Source organism: Gaetbulibacter aestuarii, from assembly GCF_039537665.1.
In the GTDB taxonomy this organism is placed as follows: Bacteria; Bacteroidota; Bacteroidia; order Flavobacteriales; family Flavobacteriaceae; genus Gaetbulibacter_A; species Gaetbulibacter_A aestuarii.
In genome coordinates, this window is the sequence record NZ_BAABAY010000002.1 from 38,008 (window position 1) to 54,659 (window position 16,652).

Consider the following 16,652-nt stretch of genomic DNA (forward strand, 5'->3'; position numbering starts at 1 on the left):
AACTTCTGAGATTAGTGGTCAAACAGCTCCCTTTTACCGTCTTAATAATGGAAGCGGTGACCACATGACTTCATTCGTCTCGGGTGAAGGCGGTTATACTACAGAAGGGATCTTAGGTCATGCATGGTTGTCAAGTGCTGCACCCTCGGGTACGGTTAAAATGCTTCGAGGAGTAAACCCATCCATTGGAGATCATGCCTTGATGAATCCAAATTATCTAATTAGTGGTTATAATCAGGAGATATTTTCCAATTACGCTTATCCACGTTTCAATAAAGCTGAAGAGTTATTAACTCTTCAAGGAAGTGCAATCCAAGTAAAATCAAATTTAGTAGCCGGTGGAACAGTTTGGGAGCTTTGGTGGAATGGAAAGCAATTTATTGACCACAAAGATTATGGTCGAGAAATGCAATCCTCATTGAATTTAGGAAATGGTGCGTTGCCGACCGAAGGAGGAGATAAATGGAGTGATAGTAACCCATTTTATATGCATGGTTCTCCGATAATAGAGGCTTATAATAATGGGGCGACACAGATAACTTCAGCAGTTCCTTTAGAATGGTTTAATGATAGTTTCAATACTTCGGGAAACCAACATGAATTGGTAATATATAAAGATTTTAAATTGGGAAAAAAACTTAAGTTAGACCAAGCTCTTAATCTGGGAAATTATAATTATTTAAATAGTCAAATAATAACATATGAGACTAACTTTTATACACCTACAGATCTTACAAATGTGCATATTGAAGTTCCAACGACATATTTACCCACAGAATTTAGTCGTTTTTTCGAAATAGATGCGTCTAAGTCAAATTTAAATGATGGTTTGACCGAAGTATTTTTAAATGTAAATGAATCAAAACAGTCACCAAAACCCTTAGCTGGGGGTATAGCTATAGCGACTAATAATTTAAATTATGCGATGGGGATTTATATTAATGTTAACATGGTAGAAAGCCAGGATGTTGGTTCAAATTATTATTTCAGAAACTGGAAATTTGAAAATACTAGTAAATGGTCTGCAGGTAGATATGGAACTATAACAAGTGGTAATCATACTTATAAAAGTTATGTAATCGTAGGAACACTTGATAATGTTAGAGTAGCGATGCGAACACTTTATTTAAATGGGTATTAAAAAAATAATTATTATTCAATATAGTCCAATTTTAGTTGACGTAGTGACAGGACGTCGGTTCTTAAGACATCTTGCAAAATCTCCTGACATTTCACCACGTCATTATTTAATTATGCTTGCTTCAATTGGTTTTGATCAACCAGAAGTGCTTTAGCGTAGGCTTTTGAAATAGCCTCAAGCGATTGAAGTAAATCTTCAATGGGATCCTTACGTTATGACTGGCATCGATCATCCAGGCCAGGTCAGGATTGTTTTTGTTATTTTGCATCCCATAAACCAATTTCTTGAAAATGAGGAAGAGGGCATAGGGTCATAAAGAATAAGAATCTTCTAAGGGTCATCATACTTTAATTTGGACTAAAATAATAGGTCCAAAGAAAATAACTATCCTGTACTATGATGCGCGAAACCGAATATTTGGCTAAGCTTTTATATCGATTATCGCAAAGAGCCTGAAAGCACAGGATACTTTACTTTGTGGTTTGTTTTAAATTTATGGTCTTAGTTAGAAAATCTTTATTTATGATAAAAGTTAAATTGACATTGGTTTCTGTCTTGCTTCTAATAATTAGTTCTTGTAAAGGACCGCGGCAAACCAATGAGGAAATACATTCAAAAGAGCACAATTTTCAACCGAACTGGATCAATGATGTTGGATCAAAGGAATTTGAAATATCTGATCACACCTTTTATGTGAATGATTTTGGAGCGGTAAATGACGGTAAAACTTTAAATACCGAAGCGATCCAAAAAACTATAGATGCATGCTACAAAAGCGGAGGGGGAATTGTAACCTTTAAACCCGGGGATTATTTAACGGGCTCTGTTTTTATAAAAGAAAATATCCGATTTATTGTTCCTAAAGGGGTTGTGCTAAAGGGTAGTGAGGATATTAATGATTATGAAGAAATTTTTACGCGCATTGCAGGAATTGAATTAACCTGGCCGGCAGCCTTAATCAATGTTAGAAGCCAAAAAAATGTAATAATTGAAGGAGATGGTCTAATAGATGGCCAGGGTAAAGTATTTTGGGATTATTACTGGGATTTACGGAAAAATGATTACGAACCTCGTGGACTCCGCTGGATTGTTGATTATGATGCCAAACGCCCAAGAACTATTCTCATTTCAAATTCTCAAGATGTATTTCTGAAAAATTTAAATATTCAACGCGCTGGATTCTGGACAGTTCAGGTTCTATATTCTCAGCATATTACCGTAGATGGGATTACCATAAGAAATAATATAGAAGGCCATGGTCCAAGTACGGATGGTATCGATATCGATTCTTCAAAATGGATTTTGGTAAAGAACTGTGATGTGGACTGCAATGATGATAATTATTGTTTAAAAGCCGGTCGTGACTGGGATGGACAAAGGGTAAATAAACCGACAGAATATGTTGTTATCAAAGATTGTATTGCTCGTCAAGGGTCAGGATTATTTACTTTAGGCAGTGAAACGGCAGGTAGTATTCGTAATGTGTATGTTTACAATATTCAAGGATTCGGAACGAAAAATGGATTGAATATAAAATCTGCAACCACCAGAGGAGGAACGGTTGAAGATATTTATATGGAAAATATTAAGATGGACAGCGTTAGAACGTTTATGGAGGTTTCAATGAACTGGAATCCAAGCTACAGTTATTCCAAATTACCAAAGGAATTTAATAAGGATTCTATTCCTGAGCATTGGAAGAAAATGCTTCATAAAGTACCCCTATCTAAAGGGATTCCCACCTTTAAGAATATAACACTTTATAACATTGATATCAAAGGCGCTGGAAAAGTTATAAATGTAAATGGTTTAAAGAATTCTATTATCAAAAATGTAACCTTGAATAAGGTATCAATTAAAGCAAAAACTGCAGGCCAAATAAATTACAGTGCGAATTGGAAACTTCATAATGTAGAAATTCAAACTGCCGATGAATCCAGGGTTAAGTTAAAAAATACCACTTATATAGAAATTCCAGAATCAGTCTACAACTAAAATACAACCCTATGTGCTATTCCAGGAAAATAAACGTTTTGGTGTGGGTTCTAATGGCTGCTATTTCAATACCAACCAGAGCGCAGGAAGACAAAACACCCAAAGCTGGATCAAGGAAAGTACATTATATGCCGGACGGTTATGGTTTTGTTCTAAAAAATGGGTCTCGAAAATTTAATAGAGCCCTATATGGGACAAATACAGGTTTTCGGATAGAAGCGGGTGATTTACCTGAATTCGCTCTTTATCTACCGGGTATGGGTGGTAATTTTCAATTTGGAATTGCCGATAAATCAACCTCTAAATGGATTACGGAAGGTGATTCGATTTCCACTAGGTACAATCCTGGCGAAATGATTTATGAGATTAGGGATAGTTTAATAGATAATGGCATTATTAAAATTCATCTTGTAGCTCACCCAGAAAAAGAAGCCATGATTGCTCAAATTGAAACCGAAAATATCCCAAAAGGGATTAGTTTATTTTGGTTATATGGTGGTGTCAATGGTAAGAAATTCAATAGGGATGGTGATATAGGAGCAGATCCGGAATCTGTATTTTATTTAAAACCTGAGTATTGTGTTAATAATAAATATACAATTAAAAATAATCACTTTGTTTTAAATTTTGGGGTTGAGAACAAAAAACAAAAAGCACAAAACAAGAACATTATAACTGGACGATTTCCGAAGTCCTTAATAAGGCAAGTTGAAATAAATAACCTGAGTAATCCATTAGAATTGTTTCAATCAGTTGCAGAGGACCATCCTGCTATCCTTGGAAAAATTGATTTAAATTCAAGTCAAAAGTTATTCTGGGAAATTGAATATGGGAAATCTGAATCACAAAAGAATCAGAAAAATATAGCATCCGAATTCCAGGAGGGTATTAAAAAAATCAATCATCTGACTCAAAGAGTTCTCCTTAAAACACCGGATTCCTATGTAAATACGCTAGGTGGTGCATTAGCTATTGCCGGTGATGCCATATGGGAATATCCTGCTTATTTACATGGTGCTGTGGCATGGCGAATGCATTTAAATGGATGGCGTGGTGCCTATGTGGCTGATCCTTTGGGCTGGCATGATCGCGCAGAAGCCCATTTCAAAAGCTATGGAAAATCTCAAGTCATGGAACCTGAATCAGGTCCGGTCGTTTTCGATACATTTAGGAATTTAGCAAGGCAAAAGGAGGTTTTGGGTACCACCTTATATAGCAGAGGTTATATTAGTAGTAGTCCCAATGACAATACCAAAGTTAATCTCTATGACATGAATCCAGTTTTCATAAATCAGTTGTTACAGCATTATCAATGGACTGGTGATTTAGAGTTTATAAAAGAATTATGGCCTGTTGTTAAGCGTCATATAGATTGGGAAAAACGGAATTTTGATGCCGACAGTGATGGCCTATATGATGCCTATGCCAACATTTGGGCCAGTGATGCGTTAGAGTATAGTGGTGGTGGCGTAACCTATGCATCTGCCTATAATTATAGTTGCAATCTTTTCGCGGCCAGCATCGCTCAATTATTAAATGAAAATCCAGACCCATATTTGCACGAAGCAAAACAGATAAAATCGGCTGTCGAAAACAATTTATGGATTTCTGAGAAAGGCGTTTTTTCTGAATATAAAGACAAATTAGGAAGGCAATTGGTGCATGATCAACCGGGGCTTTGGACCATTTATCATAGTATTGATGAGGGAATTGCTAACTCTTTTCAAGCTTGGCAAAGCCTAAGATACATTGATACAGAAATACCTCATATTCCTGTAAAGGCAAAAGGGCTATCAGAATCTAATTTATATCTTTTGTCAACTTCTAATTGGCAACCATATACCTGGTCAGTAAATAATGTGGCATTGGCTGAAAATTTAAATACCGCTTTAGCTTACTGGGAGGGTGGACGTCCTGAGGAGGCTTTCAAATTATGGCAAAGTTCTTTGATTGAAAGTATGTATTTAGGTGCCTCACCGGGAGGTTTTGAAATGCTATCTTACTACGATGCAATGCGTGGGGAATCATATCGTGATTTTGCTGATCCCATTGGAATGGCTGCCAGGTCTTTGGTTGAAGGCTTGTTTGGTATTCAACCAAACGCCATCAAAGACACCTTATTTATTAAGCCAGGATTTCCATCGGAATGGAACCATGCTTCTCTACAAGTTCCGGATATAAGCTTATCATTTCAAAGAATAAATGAGGTGTTAACATATGATATAAAATCAAATTTTCGGGATAAAATGGGTCTTCAATTTACTCTGGATGTTTTAAATGATGGTATAGAATATGTGACCATCAATGATAAACCCGTTAAGTGGCAACCTATGACTAATGCTATAGGAAACCCTGAAATAATAATCAAGAGTCCTTATCAAAAAAATTACCGAATAGACATCAAATTCGGAGGAAATTCGATAGAAACACCTAAAAATAAATTTAAGGTAAGCGCCAATCAAGAATTCACATTTAGAACAACTCAATCGATAATTGATAGTGTTTATGATCCTCAAAAAGCCATTTCCAAATTAAAATTGACCGCCCGAAATTTTCAATTTAAAGTACTCGCTAAATCAGGAAATAAAACATTTTTTGTTCGATTAAAACAAAATACTCAAACTTGGTGGCAACCTGTTTATTTAAATGTGAAGTTTAATAAAGATTCGCTTTCAAAATTTCAAAATTGGGATAAAGTAATACCAGAGACAACTCATTTTGAAAAAGTATCATTAGATTCAATATTCAATTGTAAGGTCACGGATATATTTAATCAACGTTATTTGGAACCAAGACCAAAAACCCCAACTTTACAATTGCCTGTTCAAGGTATTGGAAACTGGTGTTATCCCTTTATAAAACCAACAATTGATGATTCTGGTTTAAGGAATAAGGCTGGAAAAACTAATAATACCATTTTAAGTCCTCAGGGAATTCCCTTTAGAACACCATCTGATGCAATGAAAAATAATGTTTTATTTGTTTCACAGTGGGATAATTTTCCCGATCAAGTTGAAATACCACTTTCAGGCAAAGCTTCTCATGCATATTTTATGATGGTAGGTACAACCAATCCAATGCAAAGTCGACTAGTAAATGGTCAGATCGTAATAAACTATAATGATGGAACTAAGGATATCCTCAATCTTAGAAATCCTGAAAATTGGTGGCCGATAGAGCAAGATTATTTTGTAGACGGTTTGGCTTTTACAACGGATGACCCAAAACCTCCCAGAGTTTATTTAAAATCGGGAGTCATCACAAGACAGTTTAAAGATTTTAAACCCATAAAAGGTTTTACTCAATATGGTGTTGATGGTGGTGCGGGTACAATTTTAGATATGCCTTTGGACTCAAGCAAAATATTGAAATCTTTCGAAGTTAGGGCTGTTGCGAATGATGTGATTATTGGTCTAATGAGTTGTACTTTAATACCTTAAAAAAATGAATAAAAAAGATTATTGAATATTACTCTTTGAGAGCCATTATTACTGCGTTTGGAATAAGCACTAAAAGCAAATAGAATTTAAAAGTATACCGAAAAGTAATTTTTACCACGACAGATTTTATGGTATGTTTTTCATATTGATATGGATTAAATGATTGTCACTTATTAGGAAAAGGAGTTATTCCTGGTCAAGGCTGTTTTGATAAATTTAAAATAAGTGCCGTAAACACAAAATTTTAATAAACTTTACTTTTTAGATATGTGCAAAAATTGATTTTAAATATATGTCAAGAGGTTTTTATAAAATTGACATTGTTTGAAAAATTGAAAGACTAAATTCTGATTAAATGAATTATTAGTTTAATATCCTCCAAAAAGTTTGAACTTTTGCCACCAGGGGTCACGAAGAAAAATCCTAATGTTTATAAACATTAGGATTTTTTGTTATCAAATATGTCCCTTAAAAAATTTTTAAAAATCATCAAAATTGATTAGTCCTCCGATTTTGATCTTATTTTATTCTGCTATATAACGAATTAGTTTATACTATCAACGTTTTTATTGTTTTTAGATTGATATTATTTCTAATTTCCTCATCTACACTTAAGTAAGGTTAGTAAAACTTATAGTGTAGACTTAATAGCAGAACCCTTCTTTATAAAAAATTGGAGGGTTCATTATTTACTATTAAATCTAATCAGAAATTATCTTTTAGATAATTCATTTGGAAGGTTAACGAAGGAAGCAACGTTTAAAATAAATTTAAAGTAATTTGGAAGACATCAAATTACCTAAGGATCTTTCTTGTTCTTGCTTTAGTATTTTGACAAAAATACTTGTCAAGAAGATATTTTACTTTAGCTTCATTAAGAGGTTTCGTAACGAATTCATATACATATTTTGAATCCTCCGCTCTTTTGGTATCAAATGGACTCACACTGGAGGTGACCATAACAACGGAAACATCATTGATTATTTTTTGGTCAAAACTATCAAGAGCATCTAAAAATTGCCAACCGTTAATTTCAGGCATATTAATATCTAAAAGGATAAGGTCGGGAAGAGGAGATAAATTTTTCTGGTTTGGACTTAGACTTTTGGAAAGATAATCTAGTCCATCATTTCCGTTTTTTGCAATTTCAATATGCCCGGTGAAACCTGTTTTTCTTATCAGAGTTTTAGTTACCAGATTACAAATATTGTCATCATCTACGACAAGTAAACATCTATTTTTATCTTTTATATTCATTAGTCTTGTTTTAAATAAAAAGAACTATAGCAAGAGCTTTCGATATAACTACTTTGTGATGCAGAGTATTTCTATAGTTAAAAATTATATTGCAATTAGAAATATTTATGATAAAGGTAAGTAAAAAATTAATATCAAACTCAAAAAATTCTTGCTCACCATTTATTTATTCATCATAAATTCATTTTTAGCTCAAAAACAAGAAATTATGTGATTGTGATAATGTTAAATAATTAGTAACACTATTTAATAGTGGATTTTTTAACTAATTTTCTGATGATTTGATCTAGTTCTGAACTTGAATTCTTTAGGTTTGAAATGAGCAAAGCTTTTTCATTAGACACAATTTCGTCCTCTTCTAACATATCAATAGCTTCTATAAGGCTCATAATTCTTGCCAAAGGTGCTCTTACCTGATGTGATTGCTCCCAGGCTATTTTTTTTAGTTGTTCATTTCTTTTCTCTAATTCTTCAGAGCGATTTTTTAATTCTGCATTTAACTTATTTAATTCTATTTGATTTTTTTTGATTTCCGTAACATCTCTAGCCACAGAGTAAGTTAAACCATTTCTGAATGATGGCGTTGCTGTCCAACTCAACCAAATCACTTTTCCTGATTTTGTTATATATCTATTTTCAACATTATAAATGGGTTTACCTGATAGTAATATTTCTCTTTGTTCTGTTAGGTTATTTTGGTCATCAGGATGAATAAATTTATTGATAGGTTTCGACAATAGTTCTTCCTCAGAATAACCTAAAATTTTAGTAGTTGCCGGATTTACTTTGGTTAGGTAATTCTTGTTATCACTAATAGTAATGATATCAGGAGCAAAATTAAAGGCTTCATTAAACTCAATTTCTAAACTCTTTCTTTTTATCTCTTTACCTAAAAAGATCTCCAATTCACTTAATAATATTCTGGGAGCAGTTGATTCCGGAAGATTTTTCTCTGAGCATATTATTAAAACACCAACAATTTCATTTTGAGATTTCAGGGGGAAACCTAATGCAGTATTAAGTTCAGCTGTTTTAGCCTTTCCAGAACGCTTAAATAGCTTATTTTCCTGAATCTTATTCAAATAATGATATTTATTTTCTTTTAAAATATGACCTTGAAAACCATCGTAAAGTTTGAAAATCTCTTTTTTTTGTAATGATTTAAAGGAATTTCCAAAAGCATTAATTGATTCGCTGGCTATCAACGTTGTTTCTTTGTTAGTCCAGTTGGGAATCCAAATTTCGCCATAGGAGTATTTTGTGAATTCTAATATTTTTTGAAGTGCAAGGCTGGATGATTTTTCAAGCGTGTCCTCTATGGTGAAAATCTCACTTATTGTATTTATTAATATTCTGGAATTTATTGTATTCATTTGTTCAGTTACGTCTCTTTCTATAGCAATCCAATGCGTATACCAGCCGTTTTCATTAGCAACAGGTGTAACTGTAAAGTTTATCCAAAATTCATCTCCATTTTTTTTATAATTAATAATTGTAATTTCAGAAGACTCCCAATTTCTTAACGCCTTTCCTAATTTATTCAAAGCCTTACGGTCAGATTTTGGACCTTGGAGGATTCTTGGGGTCTTTCCTATAACTTCATCAGCGGTATAACCTGTCATTTCAGTAAAGGCCTGATTTACATACACTATTTTAGGACCGGATTTGTCAAAAGGTTCGGCCTCAGTTATCAAAACGGCATCCATGGTATTGGTAATAACGCTTTCTAAGAGTTTTAAATGCTGTTGCCCTTTTTTCTTTTCTGTGACGTCATGTAGCGTCCCATAAATATTGGTTACATTATCCATGTCGTCCGTAACAGCAAAACCGTGTTCCTCGATATGGAGAAAATCACCATCACCTTTTTTAATTCGATAAATAATTTCAAAAGGATTACCGAAGGCCAAGCAGTCTTTTTTTGCTTGTTGTACAAAGGCTTTGTCTTCTGGAGCAATGGAGTCCAAAATAGTATCAAAAGATTTTTTTTCAGAGGCTTTATAAATATCTGATAAACTCTCAGAATATTGGAATTTTTTAGAAGCTACATCATAACTCCAATTACCTATATTGGTAATTTTTTGGACCTCTTCAAGATGCCATTTATTTCGTTTTGAAACTTCCTCAAATCTTTTCTGCGCTGTAATATCAATATGAGAACCCACCATGTAAAGTGGGGTATTATTTTCAGACCAATTCAAAATGAATCCGGAAGAATTAACCCACACAAAATGACCTCTTTTATGTATCATTCTGAAAGAAACATTGTAGAATTTCGTTACTTTTAAAAAGCAAGATTCAATAGCTTTTTCGGCAATAACGAGATCATCAGGATATACTAAATTCGCCCACATGTTATAATTTACAGGTTCTAATTCTGCTACAGTATAACCAATAATTTCGGCCCATCTTTCAGATATTGTCAATTCTTCGTTTTCAATATCCCAAAACCAACTTCCTATTTTCGCGGCTTCAATTATATTTTTAATATCCCGATTTTCGAATTGAATAATGCTAATTTCCTTTTCAAGATATATTAAGCGCATAGCCCGGTTCCATGATCGGCTAGACTTTTCAAGAATTATGTTTAAATCTCTTTCAGTTTTTTCTGTGAAGCTTTGTTTTTTGTCAAAGCAAACATAGAAAATAACTGCGGCTACGTTATTTTGTCCTATTAAAGGCATACCAACAAAGGCTTGTACTTTAGCATTTGGTTTGTAGCCGGAAGGTAATTTAGATTTTGTACTTAGATCTCCATAAAGAACTACATTTCTCTCTTTTTTAATCAGTTTAATTAACGCCTTACAGATAGTTGGTATTCTAGAATATTCTAATTGGCTGGATTCAGAATCATGTATACTTGTGTATTTGATACTCTTCTTAGGAACATCAAGAACGGTTTGGATTAAACTAATTATTTCTTCTATTAATTGGAGGTGATTTTCCAAGTTAGCTCGTTTTATGTTACTGTCTTACGTGAAATTCTGATTAAAGAATGTCATTACGTTTGAACTTAACTAAAGACAACTTGAAAATATAGAATTTGAATATGATGAAGTATTCGATAGTTGATAGCAAAATAAATGTAGTCAAAATCCTTTTAAAAACTCAACTTTTTGTTAAGAAATAAGGTAAATAGCGTATTAAGTTATCGAATAATATAATATTTTGTTCAATCCAAATAAAATAACAAACAATTATAAGAAAATTATTATGTAAAAGAAATAAATTTTGTAATTCTTGAATAAATTGACTACTTTTCCTTGTATATAGTATGACTTATATCATAAAGTAGCTTATAAATAGGGCTTAATTTTGGAATAATTCTGCACTACATTAAACCCTATGATTACACCAAAATTAAGCGAGAACGAAAGGGAGCGTCTTGTTGCTTTAAATTCTTATCGTATACTGCATACTCCGCCGGAGAAGGAGTACGACGAAATAACCAAATTAGCATCCCTAATTTGTAACGCACCTACATCCCATATTTCGTTTATGGATTCAGATAATCAATGGACGAAATCATGCCTTGGTATGGATGGAAAAGACATAAAAAGAGAATTAACTTTTTGTGGCCATACCATTTTGAATAAGATAGAACCCCTTATTATTCCTGACACTAGTAAAGATATTCGATTTCATGATAATCCTTTTGTTAAAGGCGATCCTTATTTTGCATTTTACGCTGGTTTTCCTTTGGTTAATCCAGAGGGTCACTCATTGGGAACGCTTTGCGTTTTGGATAAAGAACCCAGAGAGCTAGATTCTGACCAGATAATGGCCTTGAAAGTTTTGAGTAATCAAATATTAAAATTACTTGAATTAAGAAGAAAAAATATCGCCTTGAATGAGACCATCCAATACTTGAATATAAAAAACCAACGTCTTAATGATTTTGTTAAAGTCACAGCACATGATATAAAATCTCCACTTTCAAGTTTGGTTATGTTGGCAGATGCTTTACAGGATGAATACTGGGATAGTTTGAATAGCGAAGTGAAAAATATTGTAGACCACATAAATCAATCAGGAACTTATTTATCAGACCTGGTTGATGGCATTTTGAAAAACAGTAAAAAAATTGACGATTCGCATTTGGATAAGGAAGAAATTCAGGTGAAAACAAACGTTGGTAATCTCATTTCTGTTTTGGATGTTTTCGAGGAAGTAAATTTTAATATTGAGATTTCTGATGAGCTTGAGATTTATACGAATAAAACGGCCTTTAATCAAATCCTGACAAATTTAATTAACAATAGCATTAAATATAACGACAAAGAAGTTACAGAAATCACCATCACCATAACTGAGGATATTGAGTTTGTTGTGGTGAACATAATTGATAATGGTTTGGGAATAAAGGAGGATGAATTACATGGTATATTCAATTTATTTTCCACTACTTCAAATACGGATAGAGAAGGTTTTCAAGGAACGGGAATAGGTTTAACAACAGTAAAGTCTTTAGTAGAAAGTTTAGGCGGTACTATTTCTGTTAATTCAAAATACGGTGAGGGAACACATTTCCGATTCACTTTAAAAAAATAGTTTTTTCTTAGAAATAAAACCAACCAAAAAATGGAAAAAAATGAAAAGAATAACGATGAAAAGAACCGGGTTGAGACGGTTTTAGGATATGACATTGTTGATATGCCTCCTCGGGAGGAGTTTAATAACCTTGCGAAGTTACTGGCACTTTCCTGTGATGTGTCAACTACCTTGATCTCTTTTATAGATGCGGAAACGCAATATTTTAAAGGTGCCTACGGAACAGATTTACTAGACAAACCTCTGATATCTTTTTTTCTAAAAAATTTAAAAGAACATTCGGATGAATTAATAACTTTTAATTTAAATAAAACCAATAGGCAAAAATTGTCTCTGATAGACAATGATATAAATTTTTTCGCCAGTTACCCCCTTACCAATTCAGATGGGATTATTTTGGGTAGTATTTGCTTAATGGACGCTGTAGAAAAGGAATTAAGTTCCAATCAAATAGAATCTGTCAAATTAATTGCACAGCAAATTATAGACTTTATCGAGCTTCGAAAGCAAACGTTTCATCAGGAAGAAAAAGGTATTTGGCATGATAGTAAAGTTGAAAAACCGGATTACGATAATGTAATCGAACTTGGTAATTTAGGAACTTGGCGCTGGGATATGAAAACAAATAAGGCCTGGTTTAATAATAAATGGGCTGAAATGCTAGGTTATGATTTGTCTGAACTGGAACCTACTACGTTTCAAACCTGGGTTGACCTTTTACATCCGGATGATTTAACTTCAGCTGCTGAACTTCTAACCCAGCTTGAGAAAAAAAATACTTATATGAATCAGGAGTTTCGGCTCAAAACAAAAGATGGCAAATATAAATGGATTAGATCACGAGGAAAGGTCATTCAGAAAGATAAGCAAGGAAAACCTTTACTTTCTTTTGGTATTATTGAGGATATCCACGAAAGAAAAATAACTGAAATTCATTTAAATCGAATTAATGAAAATTTACCTGCAGCAGTTTTCAGATACGTGGCCTATGAAGATGGTAGGGACCAATTTTTGTATTACACCAAAAAACTTAATAAGATTTATGATTTACCGGAAGATCTCTCTCTAGAAGGAGACAACATTAATTTAGTTTGGGAAAAAATTCATCCGGATGATATATCTATTGTTCAGCAGGCCATTCAAAAATCAAAACAAGAATTGTCAGAGTTTCGTGCGGAGTGGCGAATCATTTGTAATAATGGAGCAATCAAATGGCTGCGAAGTTATGGTACCATAAGCCATAAGAATCAATCGATGACCATATGGGACACTACACTTTTTGATATTACTGAAGAAAAGAAAACATCTCAAGCTCTGGAATTAACCAACAGAAGGTTAGTGCACGCCCAACACATTGCCAAAATAGGATATTGGAAATACAATCTTGATAAGAGTACTATTTTATGGTCCGATGAGGTCTATAATATCTTTGAATTAGACCAGGCAACTACTGAGGTGACCTTTGAATTGTTCAAGAGTTTTGTTCATTCAAAAGACAAACATTTATTTAAAGATGAAAGTTATTTAGTTTCAACTGAAGTATCTACTTCAGAGTTCCGTATTTTACTTTCGGGAAATAGAATCAAATGGTTAAAAGTTACGTTTGGTTTTCAAACATTTAATAATGATGGTAATCGGATTAATGAAGGAGTTATTCAGGATATCACTAAAGAAAAAAGGTTATTGAATTCAATTGAAGCATATAATGAACGCTTCAAACTTGTTACAAGAGCCACTTCAGATATAATTTGGGATTGGGACATTGTCCAAGACCAAGTTGTTTTTGGAGAAAACTTTAAAGAAATACTGGATGAGGATTTTAACAATGAAATAATTTCAAGTCAAACGTTTATTGAAAGATATATTCATGGTAATGACAGAAAACGTGTGATGACAAGTTTGTCAAGGACTTTGGAAAGTAAGGACGAATTTTGGGAATGCGAATTCAGAGTAAAATCAAAACATGGTAATTACTTAAACATAGACGACAAAGCCTTAATCCTTAGAAGTAAAAAAGGAAAACCTATGCGTATGGTAGGAGCCATGAATGACATAACGAAAATAAAGCAGCAAAATCGAAAACTAAAACAGTTAAACAAAAATTTAAATCTAAAATCCAAAGAATTATTGCTAAGTAATAATGATCTGGAGCAATTTGCTTATGTTGCCTCACACGACCTACAGGAACCTTTACGAATGATTACCGGATTTTTGACACTTCTAGATAAAAAATACAATGATAAATTAGATGAAAAAGCAAAAACCTATATTCATTTTGCCGTTGATGGAGCGAAGAGAATGCGTCTTATTATCCTTGACCTTTTAGATTATTCGAGGGTCGGCCGACTTGATCGAAAATTAACAAAAGTAAATGTTACTAATCTGGTAGAGGATGTTGTATCTCTTAATAATCGCAAAATAAAAGAAAGTAAAGCCATTATACATATCGAAGAATTACCAACAATTACCTCTTATTACTCGGAACTTAGCCAGGTATTTAATAACCTAATTAATAACGCTTTAAAATACCAAAAGCCTGGTAACATCCCTGAGGTAACCATCTCATCAAAAGATTTAAATTCCCACTGGGAATTTTCGGTAAAGGATAATGGAATAGGAATAAATCCTAAGTATTTTGAACAAGTTTTTGTAATCTTTAAAAGACTTCATACCAAAGACGCTTTTTCAGGTACAGGTATAGGTTTAGCCATCACAAAAAAAATAGTTACTTCTCTTGGAGGTGATATTAAAATAACAAAGTCCGGAAAACAAGGTTCCATTTTTCAATTTACTATTAAAAAATAATATTATGAAAGCTGTAAATATATTATTGGTTGAAGATAATGAAGGAGATATTCTTCTAACTACCGAAGCTCTGGAAGATATAAAACTTGCAAACAAATTAAGTGTTGCCAGGGACGGGGAGGAAGCTATCGATTTTTTAAGTAAAAACACACCTTTTGAAGATGTTGAAGAACCTGATTTAATTTTGTTGGATATCAACCTTCCTAAAATAAATGGCCTTGAGGTCTTAAAATTTATTAAAACCTCGGATAGCCTAAAACATATTCCTGTTATAGTTTTAACGACTTCCTCTTCATTCGATGATGTTTCAGGTTCCTACAGAGGTCATGCTAATTGTTACATCGTAAAACCTGTTGACATAAGTGATTTTATACAAGCCATCTCAAAAATAGAGGATTTTTGGATCAAAATTGTTAGACTTCCAAATAGATAAAAATTTTTACATGACTGAAGATAAAACCCCTTTAAATATATTATTTGTTGAAGATAACCCCGGAGATATTCTTTTGATTCAGGATTATTTGGATGAGTATTTCAAAAAGGCTCATATTGATGGTGTAACGACCTTTGCCAAGGCCAGTGAACTTTTATTACTATCAAACCGTACTTATGACGTCATATTACTAGATTTAAATTTGCCTGATAAGGAAGGAGATGAATTGATAAAAGCAGTTTTGGAAATTTCAAAAAATGCTCCGGTTATTGTGTTAACAGGCTACACCGACCTTCCTTTTATGGTGTCGATTATAAAAAAAGGAGTGTACGATTATTTATTGAAAGATGAAATTTCCGGATTTTCTCTTTACAAGAGTATTCTCCATAATATTGACCGTAGATACTTTCGGGAGGAATTACAATTATCCTCAAAAAGATATTCGAACCTTTTTCAATTGAGCTCGCAACCTATCATAGTATTTAACAGTAAAACCTTTGCTATTGAAGAGGTTAATAATGCGGCACTTGTCACTTATGGTTATACAAAAGAAGAGTTTTTAAACCTCAAAAAAATAGACCTTTATTATGAAGAAGATCTGAGTTCTTTTGTTGGCCTACCGGGAAACAAGCTTAATACAAAAGAAAAATCCAATCGTGGTTATAAAGGTGTATTCAGGCATATAAAAAAGAATGGTGAAGTGATTTTTGTTGAGGTCTTTACCATTAGGTTAGGTATAAACGATCAAAATATATCTGTTGTTATCGATGTAACTGATAAACTAAATTATACCAAAGCCATTGAAAATCAAAACAAAAAACTCAAGGAAATCGCCTGGATGCAATCACATGTTTTAAGGGCACCCTTAGCCCGGATGATGGGTTTAATAGAATTAATTAAAATCAATAAAGATGAAGTTTCTGAGGAAATCCTATTTTATTTAGAGGAAATCCTAAAATCTTCCAATGAATTTGATACCATAATAAAAGAAATAAGTCAGAAAACCTCGCTAATAGTGGACCAATAAAAAAGT

At 33.1% G+C, this 16,652-nt stretch carries 9 protein-coding genes and 1 pseudogene; 7 read left to right on the forward strand and 3 right to left on the reverse strand.

Annotated features, from left to right (window positions below):
* Positions 1-64: 64 nt before the first annotated feature.
* Positions 65-1,141, forward strand: coding sequence for a hypothetical protein (locus ABD682_RS08775; protein WP_344740857.1), 1,077 nt, complete (start codon positions 65-67; stop codon positions 1,139-1,141).
* 41 nt (positions 1,142-1,182) lie between these two features.
* On the opposite strand, the pseudogene ABD682_RS08780 reads toward ABD682_RS08775, so the two are convergent.
* Positions 1,183-1,451: pseudogene (locus ABD682_RS08780) on the reverse strand (sugar isomerase); the annotation flags it as partial.
* Positions 1,452-1,663: 212 nt separating this feature from the next.
* On the opposite strand from ABD682_RS08780, the gene ABD682_RS08785 reads away from it, so the two are divergent.
* Both ABD682_RS08785 and ABD682_RS08790 read left to right on the forward strand, forming a co-directional pair.
* The gene (locus tag ABD682_RS08785) at positions 1,664-3,136 is read left to right on the forward strand and encodes a glycoside hydrolase family 28 protein (protein WP_344740858.1); all 1,473 of its coding nucleotides are present in this window, start codon (positions 1,664-1,666) and stop codon (positions 3,134-3,136) included.
* Between the two features lie 11 nt (positions 3,137-3,147).
* Entirely contained in the window at positions 3,148-6,576 is a 3,429-nt protein-coding gene (locus ABD682_RS08790) for a DUF4450 domain-containing protein (protein ID WP_344740859.1), read from the forward strand.
* A 795-nt stretch (positions 6,577-7,371) separates the two neighbouring features.
* Here ABD682_RS08790 and ABD682_RS08795 read toward each other — a convergent pair.
* Together ABD682_RS08795 and ABD682_RS08800 are read right to left on the reverse strand one after the other, a co-directional pair.
* Entirely contained in the window at positions 7,372-7,833 is a 462-nt protein-coding gene (locus tag ABD682_RS08795; RefSeq protein WP_344740860.1) for a response regulator, read from the reverse strand.
* 242 nt (positions 7,834-8,075) lie between these two features.
* Positions 8,076-10,778: a PAS domain-containing protein gene (locus tag ABD682_RS08800; protein ID WP_344740861.1), complete on the reverse strand. Its 2,703-nt coding sequence runs from the start codon at positions 10,776-10,778 to the stop codon at positions 8,076-8,078.
* A gap of 397 nt (positions 10,779-11,175) precedes the next feature.
* Between ABD682_RS08800 and ABD682_RS08805 the strand changes: the two genes are divergently transcribed.
* Genes ABD682_RS08805 through ABD682_RS08820 form a run of 4 tightly spaced genes read left to right on the forward strand, consistent with a single transcriptional unit; the run spans position 11,176 to position 16,646 of the window.
* Positions 11,176-12,381: a sensor histidine kinase gene (locus tag ABD682_RS08805; RefSeq protein WP_344740863.1), complete on the forward strand. Its 1,206-nt coding sequence runs from the start codon at positions 11,176-11,178 to the stop codon at positions 12,379-12,381.
* Between the two features lie 30 nt (positions 12,382-12,411).
* Positions 12,412-15,186 carry a PAS domain-containing sensor histidine kinase gene (locus ABD682_RS08810; RefSeq protein WP_344740864.1) on the forward strand — a complete coding sequence of 925 codons (2,775 nt, stop codon included), beginning with the start codon at positions 12,412-12,414 and terminating at the stop codon, positions 15,184-15,186.
* Between the two features lie 4 nt (positions 15,187-15,190).
* Complete coding sequence (locus ABD682_RS08815) at positions 15,191-15,619, forward strand: response regulator (protein ID WP_344740865.1); 429 nt, start codon at positions 15,191-15,193, stop codon at positions 15,617-15,619.
* 10 nt (positions 15,620-15,629) lie between these two features.
* On the forward strand, positions 15,630-16,646 hold the full coding sequence (locus ABD682_RS08820) for a response regulator (RefSeq protein WP_344740866.1): 1,017 nt from the start codon (positions 15,630-15,632) through the stop codon (positions 16,644-16,646).
* Positions 16,647-16,652: the final 6 nt, after the last annotated feature.

Bases quoted from the DNA above. Each gene is read 5' to 3' on its own strand.
- ABD682_RS08795 (WP_344740860.1), bottom strand. From the start codon at position 7,833: ATGAATATAAAAGATAAAAATAGATGTTTACTTGTCGTAGATGATGAC.
- ABD682_RS08785 (WP_344740858.1), top strand. From the start codon at position 1,664: ATGATAAAAGTTAAATTGACATTGGTTTCTGTCTTGCTTCTAATAATT.
- ABD682_RS08815 (WP_344740865.1), top strand. From the start codon at position 15,191: ATGAAAGCTGTAAATATATTATTGGTTGAAGATAATGAAGGAGATATT.
- ABD682_RS08790 (WP_344740859.1), top strand. From the start codon at position 3,148: ATGTGCTATTCCAGGAAAATAAACGTTTTGGTGTGGGTTCTAATGGCT.
- ABD682_RS08805 (WP_344740863.1), top strand. From the start codon at position 11,176: ATGATTACACCAAAATTAAGCGAGAACGAAAGGGAGCGTCTTGTTGCT.
- ABD682_RS08810 (WP_344740864.1), top strand. From the start codon at position 12,412: ATGGAAAAAAATGAAAAGAATAACGATGAAAAGAACCGGGTTGAGACG.
- ABD682_RS08775 (WP_344740857.1), top strand. From the start codon at position 65: ATGACTTCATTCGTCTCGGGTGAAGGCGGTTATACTACAGAAGGGATC.
- ABD682_RS08820 (WP_344740866.1), top strand. From the start codon at position 15,630: ATGACTGAAGATAAAACCCCTTTAAATATATTATTTGTTGAAGATAAC.